The 18,409-nt window shown below is 34.7% G+C and carries 12 protein-coding genes; 6 read left to right on the top strand and 6 right to left on the bottom strand.

Annotated features, from left to right (window positions below; all coding sequences use genetic code 11):
* The first annotated feature begins 20 nt into the window (after window positions 1-20).
* Entirely contained in the window at window positions 21-953 is a 933-nt protein-coding gene (locus IC221_RS16825) for a TIGR01212 family radical SAM protein (RefSeq protein WP_188170091.1), read from the top strand.
* A gap of 842 nt (window positions 954-1,795) precedes the next feature.
* Window positions 1,796-2,701: a DnaJ C-terminal domain-containing protein gene (locus tag IC221_RS16820; protein ID WP_188170090.1), complete on the top strand. Its 906-nt coding sequence runs from the start codon at window positions 1,796-1,798 to the stop codon at window positions 2,699-2,701.
* Window positions 2,702-2,989: 288 nt separating this feature from the next.
* On the opposite strand, the gene IC221_RS16815 is transcribed toward IC221_RS16820, so the two are convergent.
* Window positions 2,990-4,009: a bestrophin family protein gene (locus tag IC221_RS16815; protein ID WP_188170089.1), complete on the bottom strand. Its 1,020-nt coding sequence runs from the start codon at window positions 4,007-4,009 to the stop codon at window positions 2,990-2,992.
* Between the two features lie 610 nt (window positions 4,010-4,619).
* Complete coding sequence (locus IC221_RS16810; RefSeq protein ID WP_188170088.1) at window positions 4,620-8,642, bottom strand: choice-of-anchor tandem repeat GloVer-containing protein; 4,023 nt, start codon at window positions 8,640-8,642, stop codon at window positions 4,620-4,622.
* A gap of 439 nt (window positions 8,643-9,081) precedes the next feature.
* Here IC221_RS16810 and IC221_RS16805 point away from each other — a divergent pair, with 439 nt between their 5' ends.
* From IC221_RS16805 to IC221_RS16790, 4 genes are all read left to right on the top strand, one after another.
* Window positions 9,082-9,378 carry a GNAT family N-acetyltransferase gene (locus tag IC221_RS16805; RefSeq protein ID WP_188170087.1) on the top strand — a complete coding sequence of 99 codons (297 nt, stop codon included), beginning with the start codon at window positions 9,082-9,084 and terminating at the stop codon, window positions 9,376-9,378.
* Between the two features lie 501 nt (window positions 9,379-9,879).
* Complete coding sequence (locus tag IC221_RS16800; RefSeq protein WP_188170086.1) at window positions 9,880-11,970, top strand: T9SS type A sorting domain-containing protein; 2,091 nt, start codon at window positions 9,880-9,882, stop codon at window positions 11,968-11,970.
* Window positions 11,971-12,282: 312 nt separating this feature from the next.
* Window positions 12,283-13,842, top strand: a complete 1,560-nt coding sequence (locus tag IC221_RS16795) for an arylsulfatase (protein WP_188170085.1) — start codon at window positions 12,283-12,285, stop codon at window positions 13,840-13,842.
* A gap of 89 nt (window positions 13,843-13,931) precedes the next feature.
* The gene (locus tag IC221_RS16790) at window positions 13,932-14,486 is read left to right on the top strand and encodes a DUF4291 domain-containing protein (protein WP_188170084.1); all 555 of its coding nucleotides are present in this window, start codon (window positions 13,932-13,934) and stop codon (window positions 14,484-14,486) included.
* A gap of 739 nt (window positions 14,487-15,225) precedes the next feature.
* On the opposite strand, the gene IC221_RS16785 is transcribed toward IC221_RS16790, so the two are convergent.
* The 4 genes from IC221_RS16785 to IC221_RS16770 all read right to left on the bottom strand — a co-directional run bounded on the left by IC221_RS16785 (window position 15,226) and on the right by IC221_RS16770 (window position 18,343).
* A complete protein-coding gene (locus IC221_RS16785; RefSeq protein ID WP_223241413.1) occupies window positions 15,226-15,549 on the bottom strand; it encodes a GntR family transcriptional regulator in 324 nt (107 codons plus the stop codon).
* Between the two features lie 40 nt (window positions 15,550-15,589).
* Entirely contained in the window at window positions 15,590-16,351 is a 762-nt protein-coding gene (locus IC221_RS16780) for a hypothetical protein (protein WP_188170083.1), read from the bottom strand.
* A gap of 18 nt (window positions 16,352-16,369) precedes the next feature.
* Window positions 16,370-17,203 carry an ATP-binding cassette domain-containing protein gene (locus IC221_RS16775; RefSeq protein ID WP_188170082.1) on the bottom strand — a complete coding sequence of 278 codons (834 nt, stop codon included), beginning with the start codon at window positions 17,201-17,203 and terminating at the stop codon, window positions 16,370-16,372.
* Between the two features lie 192 nt (window positions 17,204-17,395).
* Window positions 17,396-18,343 carry a hypothetical protein gene (locus IC221_RS16770; RefSeq protein ID WP_188170081.1) on the bottom strand — a complete coding sequence of 316 codons (948 nt, stop codon included), beginning with the start codon at window positions 18,341-18,343 and terminating at the stop codon, window positions 17,396-17,398.
* Window positions 18,344-18,409 lie beyond the last annotated feature (66 nt).

Genomic DNA, 18,409 nt, shown 5'->3' with positions numbered 1-18,409 from the left:
GTTATAACCACACATTGATCATGAACTTTCAATCTAGAAGGTATTTCCCCTACTCCCAACAGTTAAAAAATAAATATGGAGGACGTATTCAAAAAGTCTCTATTCATGCGGAATTTACCTGCCCGAATAGAGATGGTTCATTGGGATATGGTGGCTGTACTTTTTGTAACAATGATAGTTTCGTTCCAAATTACCTTCATGATGGAATGCTGAGTATCACAAAACAGATTGATCATGGTATGGAATTTCTACCTGGCAGATACCATAGTGCAAAAGCATTTGTAGGGTATTTCCAAGCCTATTCCAATACGTATGGAACTTTGGAATATTTGAAAGAAATCTATTCTGAAGCATTAAACCATCCAAAAATTGATGGTTTAGTGATTGGTACCCGTCCTGATTGTCTTTCTGATGAACAATTGGATTACCTCGAAGAATTATCCAAAGAACATTTGATTTTTATCGAATTCGGTATTGAATCTTGCTATAACAAAACATTAGACAGAGTAAACAGAGGGCACTCGTTTGAAGACGCTGTAGAAGCGATTCAAAAAGTAGTTGATAGAGGTATTTCAGTAGCAGGACATATGTTATTTGGTTTACCCGGTGAAACAAGAGAAGAAACTTTAGCACAAGCCGAAATCTTAAATAAATTGCCACTAGAATCGTTAAAGTTTCATCAATTACAGATTGTAAAAGGAACGATCATGGCTAAACAATTCAAAGAAGACCCCTCTCAATTTCCGCTTTTCCAGCCTGATGAATATGTGGATTTTATGGTGGATTTCTTAGAAAGGCTTCGTCCCGATATTGCTATCCAACGTTTCAGCAGCGACACCCCTATCAACTTAAGAATTGCACCTAATTGGGGTATTCGTCCCAATCAAATTCAATTGATGATTGAAAAGAGATTAAAAGAGCGAGATACTTATCAAGGGGCTTTGTATAAATAATAGTAGAAAGGTCTATTGAATGTTGGTGAAACTTACTACACTGTAAACTAAATTTTCGTTAATTAATGCAACTACTTTTTATGAAGGATTAATGGTAGTGTGTTGTGGTTCGCGAGGACGTTGCAATGCAACGTCCCTACAGAACTGCATTTTAGAAAATTATTATAAAACCTTTGTCTTTTAACATGTAATCAGACCATCATTTAGTAGTATCTCCCTCGGCCTTGAAGGGAAAAGCGTTCAGAATTCCATGTATTGAGCCGTTAGAAATGATTTTGTTGTTTGAGCGCAGCGAGTTTAAAATCATTTAGGCGAGAGAAATGGAATTTAGCTTTTGACTTCAAAGCCTTGAATTTTTTGCTTCGTTTTTGTTTCAAGACAAAAATGAAGAAGAAGGAAGTTTGAAAGTTGATCCTATAAATGCTGGCAGAAAGGCTGATTGAAAGTTGACGATAATTTAGTTTACAGCGTACTTACCTTACAATGCACATTATAAATGAAGCAAAAAGACAGATTAACTTCTGTTTCATACTCTATTCTCCATGTTCTAAAAGGGATGTATTGAAAGATTTTGTAAATATTTCTCAATTTCTATTAAACATAATATCTTTCTTACGTATTATATTATGTAGGATAAATTGTATCCCAATAATTGGTGAGACTAGAGTTACAGTTAAAAGCGATCTTAATTAAAAACTTTCTCCTTAAATTTTTAGTAAAAATGGTTACTATAACTTTATATTCGTGATCCAATAAAGGGAAAAGAAGAGTATAAAGCACTCTTCGAGTAGAATACACCATTTATTAATATGTCAAATTAGAACGACCAGAAAGAATTAACAATGGAATATATAGATTATTATCAAGTGCTTGGGATTGACAAAAGTGCCTCTCAAAGCGAAATAAAAAAAGCATATAGAAGATTAGCTCGTCAATATCATCCTGACAAAATTCCAGACGATGATGTAGCCAAAAAGAAGTTTCAGCAAATCAATGAAGCAAATGAGGTATTAGGGAACGAGGAAAATAGAAAGAAATACGATAAATACGGAAAAGACTGGGAACACGCTGATCAGTTCGAATCTCAAGGCTTCGGTGGCGGAGGATTTGGAGGTTTCGGCGGCGGTGGTGGTTTTGGTGGAGGCGGCTTTGGCGGCTTCGGTGGAGGCCAAGGCGGTACCGATTTTTCAGACTTCTTTAACTCAATGTTTGGTGGAGCATCTTCTCCAAGACCTAAAAAAGGTGGAGATTACAAAGTCAATGTCACTTTAGACCTTAAAGACATCTACAAAACAGAGAAGCGTACTTATAAGATCAATAATAAAAATATTAGAGTAACAGTTCCTGCTGGTATTGCAGATGGTCAAGTCATCAAGATTCCTGGTCATGGTAAAGCGGGAATAAACGGAGGTCAGAACGGTGACCTTTTGATTGCTTTCAATATTATCAATAATACTGAATTTGAACGTAAAGAAAGTGATCTTTACAAAACTGTAGACCTTGATTTATATACTGCTTTATTGGGTGGAGATATTACCATTGATACTTTTGATAGTAAAGTGAAATTGAAAGTAAAAGAGGGAGCTCAAAATGGTATGAAGGTGAAACTCAGAGGTAAAGGTTTCCCTAAATACAAACAAGATGAGGTCTTCGGTGATTTATATATTACTTATAATGTGAAAGTTCCAACTTCGCTTACCGATGAGCAAAAAGAACTGATCAAAAAAGTGAAAGAATTGTCAGAATAAAAGAATGACTAAAATCAGTTCTTTTGTTGGATTAGGACGCACAATTGTTTATACTTGTGGCGTAAAAAACCGAATTACATTCTCTTAACTCCAACGACAATGATAGCAACAGCGTATTTGGAATATGCAGCAATGGGCTTTATGGTGCCTCCATTAGTAGGTGCAATTGCTTATGCTCTTATCACATTAAAAAAAGATAAAGTTTAATTTTGTCTTTTGCGTTAGACCATAAAGGCGTTAGAACAATATGTTTCAAACGCCTTTATTTTTTGATGATTTCTAAAAACGCTACATTAAAACAAAACCATGTGGCTTTATTTTCTCTGGCAACTTTTCTTTCCCTAGCATTTCCTTCAGATCAATTTCAATGGTATTACAAAGACTCGTCATCGGCGTATCAAATGCCAACCCCTCAAACGGGTTTTCAGCAAAATCCCCTACAAATTCCATGATAAAATAGATTCCTCCAACAATTGTAGTAAAGGGAATAGTCAACCAAACCAACCCTTCACCCATAGCTCTAAATTGAGACACCATTCCAAAAGGCAAAAGAAAAACGATCAAAATAGTCAACACAAAAGAAGTATTGGCATACTGTCTTGGTAATGGAAAATTCTTGATACGCTCGCACTTTCCTTGTTGGGTATAAAGATCACGAAGTAATTTTTGTAACTCTACATGTCTAAAATCATCGATTATCCCCTTTTCTCTCAGCTCTAAGAGTTTTTTAGATTGATTACTTATGATTTGTGTACATATATTTTTCTTCTGGAGTAACTCTTCCACCTCATGGTCTTCAATAAATAACTTTAACTCTTCTTCTTCAGAAAGTGAAGCGAAAGTATCTCCAAGTTCTTTTCTCATGTCATTAGAAAGCTTATGAGAATGTTCCCAAGGTTGAGGTTTCCATAACTGTCGACGTAATCGGTAGGTCCAACCAATATGTCTAAGAATTAAATCTCTATGAATTTGATACAGCTCATCTTCCTCCAGTTTTTGACCATTCACAAAAAGGTTGGATGTATAGTCTCTAGCTTGTATTCCCCAAGTACGGCTGGTATTAATGATCGCTCCCCAAATTTTACGAGCCTCCCAAGTTCTGGCGTAAGCTGAATTATTTTTAAAGCCCACATAAAAAGCCACTGCCGTACCTACGATTGATAATATGGACCATGGCAATTTGATCCATGTCATATTGAAATATTCATAAAGCACTACAATCAATGCACCATATAGCGCTAGAAATATTAATGGCTTATAGGCTTTTTGAATAAAGATTTTGAAGTTGATGGTTCTGTTAATGTACATCTATTGGTCGTTTTTGGTGTTTACTAAACTAAATTACCGTTAACTTTCAATCAGCCTTTCTGCAGCATTTATAGGATCTACTTTCAAGCTTCCTTCTTCTTCATTTTTGTCTTGAAACAAAAACGAAGCAAAAAATTCAAGGCTTTGAAGTCAAAAGCTAAATTCCATTCCTCTCACCTAAATGATTTTAAACTCGCTAAAGCTCAAACAAAAAAATCATTTTTAACGGCTCAATACATGAAATTCTTAACGCTTTTCCCTTCAAGGCCGAGGGAGGTACTACTAAATGATGGTCTGATTACAAATCAAACAACAATGGTTTAAAAATAACCATCTAAAATGCAGTTCTGTAGGGTCGTTGCATTGCAACGTCCTCGCGAACCACAACACACTACCATTAATCCTTTATAAAAGGAGTTATATTAATTAACGAAAACTTAGTTTACAATATATTTACTTTATGGAAGTTAAGTAAATCTAGTCATTAGGACAAAGGTTTAATAAGTTATCATTAACATGTAAAATGTTTTTAGTCATCTTAAACAAAAGAAAACACCCCTTATTTTAAGAGGTGTTCAACTTTGTATGTTACTTGAAAATTACTTTTTTATCATTTCTGAATTATAATAGAATGGATTCCATAATTAGATTTCTCATTAAAAACATCCATAAAGTATTTACCATTTCCAAGTTTATTAAGCTGTATATCTTTCGGTTCTCCCTGATATTTTTTTACAATCCTACCATTGATATCTCTCACTACTATCGATATTAAACTCTCCTCAATTCCAACCAATGACAACTCACCTTTTGAAGGGTTAGGATAAACAACCGTTGCGTTTTTGTATTCCTTCTCAATAGAATTAGGGTTAAACTCGATACGAATAACTGCTGTTGTTATAGTAGATGCTCCACAATTATTTACAGCTTGCACACCTACATTATGATCTCCAAGGTTAGATTCTCTTACTGTGAACTGTATAGTTTCTTCATTATCTGCTCCTAATATTTGAGCTCCTTGTGGTAAAGTCCATATACACTCTACTCCGCCCATTACATTAGATGCCGTCATGGACACTGTATCATTTGGATGAATAATGTCATCTGAAATATCGATACCAGACACTGTAGGTACCCTAGGTACTGCAATTTGTATAGAATCCGAGATATTTACATTACATGAATTTCCTATTGTCACATTAACTTGCACTGAATCTGTAATAATATCTGACATATCTAAAGTCACTAACTTTGTACCCTGACCAGAAATCAGAATTGCATCATTTGGGAAAGTCCATTGATAACTTTCTGCACCATCCACATCAGCTATGAATGAAACTATCTCATCATCACAAGATAACGCTCTATTAGCTGATAAGCTATGAATGCTTGGAACTGTATGAATATCTATTGAAGTTGTATCTGCAAGATTAACATTACAAGAGGCTTGAACTGATGCTATGATTTGATGACTACCTTGAGCAACTCCTGAAAAGTCTACTTCAACAGACGTAGCATTTTGATTATTTGCCCCTACAATATATGCTCCATTAGGTATAGTCCAATTTATTGTTTGACCACTTACCGGAGTTGTCACTGAAAAAGTTAAATTACCATCAGTACAAGTGGAACTTGCTGTACTCGTTAATTGAAGGTCATAATTTGGATCAACTAATTCAAAAGAAAGTGTATCTGAAACTTGTTCACCGCAACCATTAAAGGCGTGACAAATAATTTGATGCATACCATAATCTTCTCTACTAAGATCAATTTGTATTTCATCTTTATCATTTACACTTGTCAGAGCAACAATGTCCGTTGGAATTTCCCAATAGAAAGAATCGACATGAGTATACGAGCTTAAAGTTAGACGAGCATGTTGCACAGGACAATGTAAATCTACAGATGAGACAATATTACCTATACTTGGTTGAACATATTGATGTACATCCCATAATAATGTATCTCCATATTGATAAGCAGATGCTGCTATTGGATTATAAGCAGCAACACTTATTGTCGTTGTTTGCTCTAAATTTGCAGGGACGTTACTAAAATCAAAAGTTGCACTATCAGCGTTGGTCATTGATGGTACTAATGTCACATTCGAATTGGATGACCACCACTGAAGAGTACCTCGGTTATAACCATACACTTTGAAAGTCCTTGTAGTAATTGCACAGCCTAACGTATCGGCATTTAACTTATTACCTGAAATTGGTGCTAATTGAATAATATCTGTTGATGTTAATAATGGACTAATCCCTGTACTTTCCTCTAAAGTATAAAGTAATTCGAATGCATTAGCATTTGCCCTATCAATACTCCAAAAAGTACCGTTAAAAGCGGCTGTTCCTCTTTCAGCTCCATGATCAGCAGAAGTGTAACTTCCTGTTAATCCACCTTTAGTAAAACCATAAATTTTGTTATCATAATAGGCTAAATCTGCCATTGGGAACCATCCATCAGTACTATCATTTGCGGATGTATTTGAATCTGGATCAAAACCTGTTTCAGGAAATTCTTTAATGATATGTGTCGTTCCGATTCTATTTCCATTTTCACCCATTGGGTACGCTAGTATACATCCTAATGTTGTTGGGCTATTGTACTCAGAAGCTAATACTAATGTATCTGGATCTGAGTTTGTACCTGGTAATATTAACATACGCCCTTTAACACCTACACCTCCTCTACCTGCAGACCTTACTTGAATTCTTGACCTATAAGCACTATTAGAGGTAAGTGGATCAATAGTATATTCATGTGAAATTGTCCAAGGTGATGTAGAAACATCTAATTTCAAGATTGTGCCACAATGTGTATTAGGTAATACTTCTCCAGACCCTTGTGTTGCATAATAATAAGTATTGTCATCCTTTTTTGTTACAGCTGTAGAGAATAATTCTCCCCAATCCCAAGCAGCATCACTATTATCCACATTTCTTTTACTGTGTAGATCTAAAAGTTCTGTAAACTGACCAGATGATAAATCATAAGTATATAACCTATTAGTATAAGTAAAAACTAATTTCCCTTGTATTTCAATAATTTCACCGATAACATTATAGGGAGCATATTCATTTGTTTCATTAATTCTATTCTTAAATCTTGCAGTTAATACAGTTACTGAATCAAGATCATCATTGAATTGAACTAAACGGTCTCTATAGAATAAGGAATCTTTATAAATATCATATGCTGTTGCTCTAGTTCTTTCAATTGCATAGTATTTTCCATTTGAAGCCAAGAATGCACCGTTTGAATAACCTTGTTTCGCTAGAGAGTTATTCCCCGTAGCATATAAGTGACCTATTGCTCCTGTAGAAGGATCAAAAGAAGCTAATGTACCACCATTTTTAATACCTCCATCTCTATTCGAAAATGTATATTTTCCATCTTTGAAAGAAGTTAATCTTGTTTCAGGTACAAAACCTGTATCCGAACCAAAGTTTGCAATTACTTCCATCTTATTGGTTGCGATTTCGTATTTAAAAATTGCCCCTTGATTACTTTTTCCACCATATCCCGCAATACCCCATACTGTTCCTCCATTATCATTTGTAATTATAAAAAATTCAGAAGGATAAGACATATCTTTAAAATGATAAAGTTCCTTGTAATTTCCATGTCTATCAATTTGATATATTACCCCTCTATTAGGCCCTGAAGAAAGAAAATCAAAAGGCTGAGTCATACCTATTAAATCATGACCATTCGGTACTAAATTTGTAATTGCAGTTCCATTTGCTGGAGTTAAAGTAAATTCTTTGGTCACTTTTTTATCATCTGGAAGTATACTTACCAATGTACCTACTCCGGCACTTCCATCTTCAAAAGATCTAGAATAAAAATCACCTGAAGAATTTCTAAATACACCTGAGAATTTTGAGCCTTTAAATTTTCGATCTCTTACGACACTAATTTCATGAATAAAACCACTTTCGGCATCTACTTCATAAAAACCACCTGCTCCATATGGAGAAGATGAATTGGCTACTATCAATCTATCTCTTCCTTGCACATTACGATGAGAAAGAGCACCTGAACTTAATATATAACCATATGGGCTACTACATAATATCCTATCATTTCCTGTAGATAAATCATATTCGTATACACCTCCATTTACAATATTAGACCCATCTAGCCCATCAAATATTGTAGCATATAGCTTATTATTTAATTTATAAAAACCTCCTCCTAGTCTCTTTATTTTAAATCTGTCTGTTAAGTTAGTAAGAGCTATTAAATGAGTAGGATCACTGAGTTTAATAGCGAATACTACATCTTCTCTACTACTTCTTCTCATTACTCCGTACAGAACCTGATTGTGTTCAACCATGTTATAAATAGGAAAATGATTATTATAATCAAAAGAAAATAATTGAGTTACCGTGTTGGTAGCAGGGTCTATTCTAAAAAATATACCACTATAATTTTCACCTCCTCCTTCAGTATGTCCATAGATATAACCATCTGAAGCTAGTATTAAAGAACTAAAATCACCAGGTTGACCAGTAAAAGATTCTCCATGATCATAAAATTCAGGGGGAGTTCCTGCAGGAGATGATAAATTGTAAATAGAAATACCACCTGCATTCTGAATACCTCCACTTGAATTTGTATTCATCAAATAAGGCTGTGCTTTAAGGTTGGTAATTATACTAAGTATAAATAGGATTGAAAATAAGGCGAATGGGTATACCTTAAAAAAGCGATTCACTTTCATAAGTCAAGAGTATAATTGGTTTTAGATAATAATTTGTTTTGTCCATTAGGCTAAAACAAATGAATAAATAATCATATCTAATCTAATGATTAATAAAGACACCATATATAATAACATGGGACATTCGTAATCGATTCATGATATTTTACATTAAAATAGAGGTACGATACTAAATTGTAATCTATGTTATAAGACTATATTTAAATTGGGTTTACTATCACCTTTACTTCTATTAATACTTTTTTGAAGGAAGTAATCACAAATCAATAAATAGAATTAGTATTAGATAATTTTGAATTTGTACTTATATTAAATAATCCATCACTAAAATCCTTTACTCATGGAATATCAACTCATTAATAACGAAGAAAAGAAACGGTATGAATTTAATATCGACAATCAAATCGCCCATGTAGATTATATGCTAGCTCGAGGAAACATCTATCTCACCCACACTGAAGTGCCATCTTCTTTAGGAAGTCGTGGAATTGGTTCTAAACTTATACATAGCGTTCTCACTGATATTAAAGAAAATACTGAGTACAAACTTTTTCCACTTTGCCCTTTTGTAGCTGCTTATATAAAGAAACATACGGAATGGAAATCCATATTATCGGAGCTTGTAAATATTGAATAGCGAACGCATCGATAAAAAACACAACCCTCAACAAATTGGGTGATATAAGAGAGTAAGTTCTCTTCTTTTTTTTGATCTAATTTTCCAAAAAGTCATTTTCTCTAACAAACAATACATTTTAGCTTCCACACTAAAAGTGAACGATTTGAAGTGGGACTACATCTACCCAAATTTGTTTTAAATTCTCTAACTCAATAGAAAGTACAATACTAAGATTTGAGTTATTTAAGTCTTTTTACGTCAATTAGATACTATAAAATACAAATTCATTACATCTAAAATAAAATTACACAAAACTCAATTTATTAGATATATACAATATTTATATTCCCATACGTCAATTTTAATCCAAATAATACAATTGTAACATATTTTAAACAGCTAAAAATAATCACATTACAAGTAAAACCTCACGCATCTGCTTTATCTAAAATATATCCTAAATAAAAGTTAAACCGTTAGACAGACCAAACCTAATTTACACCTTTACTCACTGAAAAAATGAAAAAGATTTTATTATTGTTACTCCTAATTTTAATAGTAAAAATTAATATTAACGCTACAACTTACTCAGTATCAAATTCAGCTTCAGGATTCATTTATATAGGAACTAGAGGAAGTTTATCACATTTTGTGGATGAGGATGGAAATTCTTTACCGTCTTGGACCGGAAATTATAACATTAGAATTCAATCAGGAAAAAATGTTTATATAGGAAATGATTTATTTGATCCAGATGTAGTTATTGATACTTTATTTGTAGACGGGACCATCAACAATACAGCTTACAGAACTACGTGTCACTTTGGAACCATTATCGTTTCAGGTTCAGGAAATTTTAATGCTGACAATCATTCTGGAGGTCGATTATATGTCAATGTGCAAGATATTGTATTAGAAGAAGGTGCTGAATTTGCTGTACCATCAACAGGAACAGGCAATTACAGTGGATTAAACTGGACAGGAAGTATTGCTGTAGAAGATAATGTAACGTTGTCTACAAGTGGTGCATCAAATAACCTAATATCGTTATCTGACATCAATAACTTACCAGGAAATAACCCAAAGATTGTTGCACAAGGTACTTTAGAAGGAGTAGGCACCAATATCAATTCGGTAATCCTTAATGGAAACACCGCTATTACTGCTGACCTTACTTCTTCTGACGTTAATATATATACTGAAGGAAACGACTTAGTTATTGCTAATACCATCAATGAGAATGTGACTATTTTTGCGGATTTGGCTTCAAACACCAATCCGTCGGTAGACCTTTCGTTTGCAGGAACAGCTTCTGGTACTGTAACGCTAGCACCTACCAACAATGTAGTAAGATCTGTTACCATGAATACAACTTCAACTGCAGGGGTTACGTTGGGATACAAAGTTGACGTTGTGAACTCATCCTATAACTTAGCTGCTTTAACACTTATCAATGGGAAATTAATTACATCTGAAACCAATACCTTAGCCCTGGATGAGTTTTCTTTTGTAACCAATGCAGTGTATTCATGGTCGGGTCATGCTTCTGGAGGATCAAGTAATTCTTATATAGAAGGTCCTCTTACGAAAGAAATTGAGTATAGTGCTGCAACAAAAGCTGCTTTGGGAGTTTCGGGTAATGACTTTTTCTTAATGTTCCCAGTGGGAAAAAACAGTACACTTAGAGAAGCTGGAATTGGTATTCCAACTGCTGATAGCAAAACAACATTTAGAGTAGAGTATTTCAATACAACTCACCCCAATTATAGAAATATCGATCTTTCATCTACTGTTGATATTGTAAGTGAATTTGAATACTGGAACGTTGATAGAATTTCAGGTGCTGCTGGAGCTGCGGTTATTCTTACTTATAATTCAAACAGCGGATTACAAAACACACATATTTTAGATGCACAAGTGATGCACTATAATGGTTCAGTTTGGGAAGATCAAGGAAATCAATCACAGCATACTGTAGGTGATGATGAAGGAACATTGATGTCAGGTTTAGCTTCAAGCTTCTCACCTTTCACATTTGGCGGATCTAATAATCATGATTTACCGGTAGAGTTGACCTACTTCGAAGGAGAAAAAAATTCAAATGGGTCCATCTCATTGTATTGGGAAACTGCCTCAGAAATCAACAACAGCCACTTCATCATACAAGCATCTAGAAATGGTCGTAGTTTCGATAATATCGGTCAAGTAGACGGAAATGGTAATTCAAATATCTCCATAAAGTATGCTTTTGATGCATCAGAAAGAAAAGTTAGAGGTTATAAGTGGTATAGATTAAAGCAAGTAGATTTTGATGGTGCTTTTGAGTACTCTAACATCATCAAAATTCAAACAAATGAAATCAAAATTCAAGAATTAAACATCTACCCTGTTCCTGCTCACGGAATGATTCATACTGAAATTATTACAAGCGAGGAAATAGAAGTAGCGACAGCATTTATTTATAATTCTTACGGGGTAATGGTCAAAGAAATTGATACACACCATATGGAAGATATTAACATCTCAAATCTATTGGATGGGGTATATTTCTTAAGTGTTACTACCGCCAAAGGAACTAAAGATGTGAAAAGATTTATAGTAAGAAATTAGTTGCATAGAAGTAAAAATTAGTTTTTCAGTTGAGTTAAAAAGACTACTATATTAGTAGTCTTTTTTATTTTTGTTTCAATACAAACTTAATAAATCATGATGAAAATGGTTCTAAAACTCATCAAAACCAATCTAAATCAACTTAAAATCTAAATTTAAGTTAAATAAAACAGTGTTTTACTTTCATTATCTTACCATTTCTTAAACATTAAAACTTGTTCAATATCAAACAACGTATATTTGAAATGTAATAACAAAATACTCAACTCTATTAATATAGAGTCATAATTATATTCACAACTATACATTGATATGAAAAATATATTACTAACAACGTTGGCCGTTTTATTCGGCTTAACAGGATCGACCGCTTTTGCAAAAAAAGCACCAGAAAAACCAAATTTCTTAATTCTTTGGGGGGATGATATTGGTATGTATAACCTTTCTTACTGGAACAGAGGTATGATGGGTTATAAGACGCCAAATATTGATAGAATTGGTGAAGAGGGAATTGCTTTTACAGACTATATGGCAGAGCAATCGTGTACAGCAGGTCGTTCATCATTTATAACAGGACAATCAGGTATTCGTACAGGTATGACTAAAGTAGGTCTTCCTGGTGCTGAAAAAGGCCTTACTGATGACACTCCTACCTTAGCGGAGTTGATGAAAGCACAAGGTTATGCTACAGGTCAATTTGGAAAAAATCACTTTGGAGACAGAGATGTAGACCTTCCTACCAATCACGGTTTCGATGAATTTTTCGGTAACTTATACCACCTTAATGCGGAGGAAGAGCCAGAATTACCTGACTATCCAAAAGACCCTGCTTTCAAGAAAAAATTTGGCCCAAGAGGCGTAATTCACTCTTATGCGGATGGTCGTGTTTCTGATACAGGACCTTTGACAAAGAAAAGAATGGAAACCATCGATACTGAAGTAATGGACGTTGCTCAGAAGTTTATTAAAACGCAAGTAGACGCTGAAACTCCTTTCTTCGTATGGTTCAACACGACTCGTATGCACTTCAGAACGCATATCAATGAAGATGAAAAAGGTTTATCCAACGGCCAAGGGATTTATGCTGACGCAATGGTTTCTCATGACCAAGTGATCGGTCAAATGCTAGACTTCATTGAGGAGTTAGGTGTAGAAGAAAATACATTTGTAATGTACTCTACGGACAATGGTCCTCACTATAACTCATGGCCTGATGCTGCCGTAACACCATTCCGTGGTGAGAAAAACACCAACTGGGAAGGTGCTTACCGTGTACCTTGTTTCGTAAAATATCCTGGTCACATCCCTGCTGGTCAAGTTTCTAACGGTATGGTTTCTCACTTAGACTGGGTGCCTACAATCTTGCACTACGCTGGAAATGAAACCATCAAAGAAGATTTACTTAAAGGTGGTGTAAAAGCCAACGGTAAAGAATTTAAAGCACACCTTGATGGTTATGATTTAGTGGACCACTTGGCGGGTAAAGAAGAATCGCCTCGTCATGAGTTCTTGTACTTCAATGATGATGCACAGTTGACCGCCATCCGTATGGACGATTGGAAAGTAGTTTTCATGGAACAAAGAGCACATCAAATGGCTGTATGGTCAGAGCCTTTCGTTCCTCTAAGATTACCAAAAATCTTCAACCTTCGTCGTGATCCTTACGAAAGAGCCGATATCGACTCGAATGCTTATTGGGATTGGTATTTTGATCATGTTCCTTACTTGTACATGGCACAAGATAAAGTGGGTGCTTTCATGAATACTTTAGTGAAATATCCTCCAAAACAAAAAGCAGCTTCCTTCTCTGTAGATCAAATCATTGAGATGATTATGCAGCAAACAGAAGCAACGAAAGCGGCACATAACTAGAGCATTTTATTAATGCTTAGCAATACATTACCCTCTTACGAAATGATTTTTGTAAGAGGGTTTTTCAGCAATATTACTATTTTTACGGGATGAAAGAAAAAGAAATTCGTGCCGTTTTCGATCAAGAAACTATTACCGTATATCAGGCTTACCGACCCGAAATTGCAATTCCTGCTGTGAAAAATCAAAAGTTTGTTCCACCTTTTAAGCTGGAACGAATGACATGGATCAAACCTTCTTTCCTCTGGATGATGTACCGTTGTGGGTGGACTCAAAAAGAGGGGCAAGAACATGTATTGGCAATCAAAATAAAGCGTGAAGGCTGGGAATGGGCCATGCAAAATGCCTGTATTTCACATTTTGATCCAAGTATTCATGCTTCAAAGGAGGAATGGAAACAAAAACTTCAAAACGCTCCTGTCCGAATCCAATGGGACCCTGAACGAAATATTAATTTGGAAAGATTAGAGTATCGAGCTATACAAGTGGGACTTTCTGGAGATGCTGTATTTAAATATGTCAATGAATGGATTGTTGAAATTAAAGACATTTCAGATCAGTGTAGAATAATCCATCAGCTTGTCATGAATAAAGAAATTGATAAAGCAAAGGCTTTACTTCCTCAAGAAAAGGTCTATGAATAATATAAAACATTTCACAATGTATGCATGGAACAATGATGGAAGTGACAACATAAAAAACACCTTACAGATAAAATTTGTAAGGTGATATTAATAGCTTAATATAATCTTTTATGCTTCGTGATTATAACCATTTGAAATCACTATTTGTTTTCTTTTCAATACCATAAAATTTCTTCAGCCTCCCATTTTCGACTTCCCCTCATCTTATCTCTAAAATATTGTTGCTGAATTGAAACACATTATAAACTAAGTTATTCATATAATTGTGGCTTTTAGAAATCGGGAGATTTCTGATGATCTGAAGGACACGAATGCTGCTATCGCTTAACTTAACATTCGCACCAGTGAGCTTTCTACCATTTTAGTTTGATAGTACTCCCCCAGGCATTGAAGGGAAAAGCGTTAAGAATTTCATGGATCGAGCCGTTAAAAATGATTTTCTTGTTTGAGCAAAGCGAGTTTAAAATCATTGAGGCGAGAGGAATGAAATTTAGCTTTTGACTTCTAAGCCTAGATTTTTTGCTTCGTTTTTCATCAATGGAAAAATGAAGATGAAGGAAGCTTGAAAGTAGGACACAAAAGCCTGCAGAATAATTGATTGAAAGTTTGCTGTAAAAATCCATCAATATATAATAATAAAGCCCACCCATTTTGAGATGAGCAGGCCTTGATAGTGAGTTAGTTTTTAAACTTTGCTAATTTGACACTTTGTTTTCTTGATTTGACACTAGTAGAAAACTTATTGCTGTTCGTATTGTTGATATAATTCTGAGAGTTCATTCCAAGAGATCCCTAATAGTTGAATCTTCTTGAAAAATGTAGGTACATCGTCTTTCATAAATGCCGATTTCTCTACGTTTTGAACCATTTTCGATGCTTCTTCTGCTATAAAGTAGCCTATTCCTCTTTTGTTAAAGATAATGCCGTCATCTTGAAGAGAAGAGTAAGATCTTGCCACTGTGTTTGGGTTTACCTCCAACTCTACAGCCAACTGCCTCACTGAAGGAATTTTTTCTCCCTCTCCCCAAGTTCCTTTCAATACCTTTTCGCAAATGAGATCCATTATCTGTAGATAAATTGCCTTATTGCTGGTAAATTCCATATTACACCTCCTTCTTTTTAAATTTTAAAAATGATAATCCCCATAATCCTAAAATAAAGGAAACAACTACCACTTGAACTACATATCCTAATCGCTCTTGTATCATTTGATCATTAAACTCGAAAGTAAACATGTTTTGATCTGCCGCCGCTCCAACTAATGCAACGAGACCAATGGCAACTACTAGCCAAAACACAAATGCTAAGACAAAGAAGGCTACGGTAGATTTTAAGAATGAATACTTTTTGAATAAAATTGAACCCAAGAAGTAGAATGAATGCATTGTAAAATAGCCCAAGGTTACATTCTTGATTAGGTTTGTATCAGTGATAAGAAAAGGATTGTACATTTGGAACTCTCCTCCTGTTACTGTCCAGCCTAATTTTGCGATGAACTGACCAATCACAAAAACTAATGTTACACCTAAGGGGTAGATTAATACAGTACTTAAGAAGATCACTAAAAACTTTTCTTCACGAGAAGCAGGTAGAGATAGATAATTCAAAGCTCCACCCTTTGTGGAAATTCTATGAAATGAAAAACTAGTCACAACTGCTCCACCTAAACCAAAAAGTAGAGGATAAATACTTTCCATTGTACTAACTCTTACCAATCCTTTAGGTTCTACACTACTTGCCATAGCACTGATGGCTAAAATAAAGGCAACAACGCCTAAAATCCCTATCAATAAAGGTTGTTTTGATAATACCAACTCATACTTTAAAAGATGAGTGATTCTTCTGATATTTATTTTAGATTCCATGATGATTGTTAGTTTTAATTAATTTGACAACGCTTCTACCATTACTGTTTTTTCACTTAAAACGGCATTGAACAATAACTCAAGATTTACTCTGCTGACATCACCTGAAGTATTCTTGGCCACCACCTTATCTTCTGCAATACCTTTTTCTAAATAAATAACGTCTTCACTCAACACCTTATCAGCGGTGGTGAAAAGGAGCTTTTCTGTAATGCTATCTAATGTTTCATTGAACACAACTTTACCACTATCTACAATCACAATTGGATCTATCAAACTCTCCAAATCTCTCACTTGATGGGTAGAAATAAGAAAGACTCTATCATCTGACATATATTTTGCAACTAACTTTCTAAACTGACTTTTGGATGGAATATCTAAACCGTTTGTAGGTTCATCCATCAAAAGCAAACGTGTATTACTAGCTAGACCTAATGATATTAATGCTTTTTTCTTCTGACCATAAGACATATTGTGAAGTGTCATATCTGGTGTTAGACCAAATTCTGAAATCATTTCAAAAAATGCTGTATGGTCAAATTTTGGATAAAAGGGAGCTAAAACCCCTACATAATTTTCTATAGAAATATTGGGGAAGGTCATCTCTTCTGGAATAAAGAAAACCTCTCTTAAAAACTCAGGTGAAGCATCAGAAGCATAATGACCTCCTACTTCCACGGTTCCATAATGTGGTCTTTTTAAACCGGCAATCAACATCAATAAGGTCGATTTACCTGCTCCATTTTCACCTAATAAACCATATATATTTCCTTCTTTTAATTCTAATTCAAGGTTATCGTATAATATTTTTCTTCGAGAATACCCGAATGTTAGATTATTTATGTTGATCATTTTATTAATTATTTAGTGTACTAATTAACTATTACACTACAACATTAGAACATTAATGTAATAATTCCAAATTTTGAAGAAAAAAAATACCCTAATTGCAGAACAATTAAGGTATTATAATGATAGATTGTGAATTTCGTTCTAGGTCACATCTAAAGTATTATGATTAATGACCCTACCGATGAGGAGTAGTTAGTTTCTGTAACGTCCATTTGAATTCATTACCTCTGGCTGCCAAGTTCTAGTAAATTTGGCTAAGTTGTCTTGTACTTCTGGTAATAAATCACCAGCGTATTTATCTATTGCACCATCGCCAAGGTAAAGACCAATATATGCGAGAATATCATCTGTGGCTAAACCATTTTCTTGACCAAAACCTGTTCTTAATACCTGTCTTGGATCAGATCCTTTTGCTTGGCTAGCCTCATTTCTTGTCAAAATACCATCACCATTTGTATCCAAATCTTCAATCAACCATTGTGCTTTTTCTTCACCAATTAAGGCTTTAAAGTAAATCTTAGCATCAGCAGCTGTAATCGTAGGATTGATAGATGGTACTGTACCTTGGTAACCACATTTTTCAATAAACCCATCATCAATATCAATACCCAAGTTCACTTCGATATCAAGGATGGCTAAACGAGCATTTTCTGGATCACTTACCACTCCATCACGAGAAACAAAGTAACCATCTGAATTTAGACAGCCGTCATTTCCATTACCAACAGGTGTAACACAAGTAGTGTTATCTGGATTAAGGTTACCACTTCCTTCATTACCACCGTTTGCTGTATCATCTCCTTCTTGAGGAGTTTCTGTACAACCGGCACTAAATGCTTGTACTTGATCTGCCCAGCATTGTCCACATGCTTCATAAGGGTGAGATGCAGGACAGTTACTTGAAGCTGGAGTAGTATCGTCGGATGTTGATTCATCTGTTGACCCCGTATCTGTACATCCGGCAGACTGTGCTTGTGCTTGGCTTTCCCAACATTGATCGCACGCTACAAAAGGATGAGAAGGAGGGCAACTTACTCTGTAATTAGAAGCAGTTTCATCGATTTCGCCTTGGTGGTCAGTAAGACATCCTGTAATCGACATTGAGAATAGTAGTAGTAGAATTAAATTTACTGTTTTCATTTCATTTCAATTTAAGTTTGAGATCAGTAATAACGCTGAATATCAGCCCTAAAACTTATCTCGAAA

It is taken from the genome of Flammeovirga sp. EKP202 (assembly GCF_014534745.1).
Taxonomy (GTDB): domain Bacteria; phylum Bacteroidota; class Bacteroidia; order Cytophagales; family Flammeovirgaceae; genus Flammeovirga.
Note: the sequence above shows the minus strand (reverse complement) of the source record. Positions and strands in the feature narration are given on the sequence as shown.

What these genes read in the sequence shown, in the direction of transcription:
- IC221_RS16825 (WP_188170091.1), top strand. Translation starts at nt 21, where the DNA reads ATGAACTTTCAATCTAGAAGGTATTTCCCCTACTCCCAACAGTTAAAA.
- IC221_RS16815 (WP_188170089.1), bottom strand. Translation starts at nt 4,009, where the DNA reads ATGTACATTAACAGAACCATCAACTTCAAAATCTTTATTCAAAAAGCC.
- IC221_RS16820 (WP_188170090.1), top strand. Translation starts at nt 1,796, where the DNA reads ATGGAATATATAGATTATTATCAAGTGCTTGGGATTGACAAAAGTGCC.
- IC221_RS16800 (WP_188170086.1), top strand. Translation starts at nt 9,880, where the DNA reads ATGAAAAAGATTTTATTATTGTTACTCCTAATTTTAATAGTAAAAATT.
- IC221_RS16795 (WP_188170085.1), top strand. Translation starts at nt 12,283, where the DNA reads ATGAAAAATATATTACTAACAACGTTGGCCGTTTTATTCGGCTTAACA.
- IC221_RS16805 (WP_188170087.1), top strand. Translation starts at nt 9,082, where the DNA reads ATGGAATATCAACTCATTAATAACGAAGAAAAGAAACGGTATGAATTT.
- IC221_RS16775 (WP_188170082.1), bottom strand. Translation starts at nt 17,203, where the DNA reads ATGATCAACATAAATAATCTAACATTCGGGTATTCTCGAAGAAAAATA.
- IC221_RS16790 (WP_188170084.1), top strand. Translation starts at nt 13,932, where the DNA reads ATGAAAGAAAAAGAAATTCGTGCCGTTTTCGATCAAGAAACTATTACC.
- IC221_RS16785 (WP_223241413.1), bottom strand. Translation starts at nt 15,549, where the DNA reads ATGGATCTCATTTGCGAAAAGGTATTGAAAGGAACTTGGGGAGAGGGA.
- IC221_RS16780 (WP_188170083.1), bottom strand. Translation starts at nt 16,351, where the DNA reads ATGGAATCTAAAATAAATATCAGAAGAATCACTCATCTTTTAAAGTAT.
- IC221_RS16770 (WP_188170081.1), bottom strand. Translation starts at nt 18,343, where the DNA reads ATGAAAACAGTAAATTTAATTCTACTACTACTATTCTCAATGTCGATT.
- IC221_RS16810 (WP_188170088.1), bottom strand. Translation starts at nt 8,642, where the DNA reads ATGAATACAAATTCAAGTGGAGGTATTCAGAATGCAGGTGGTATTTCT.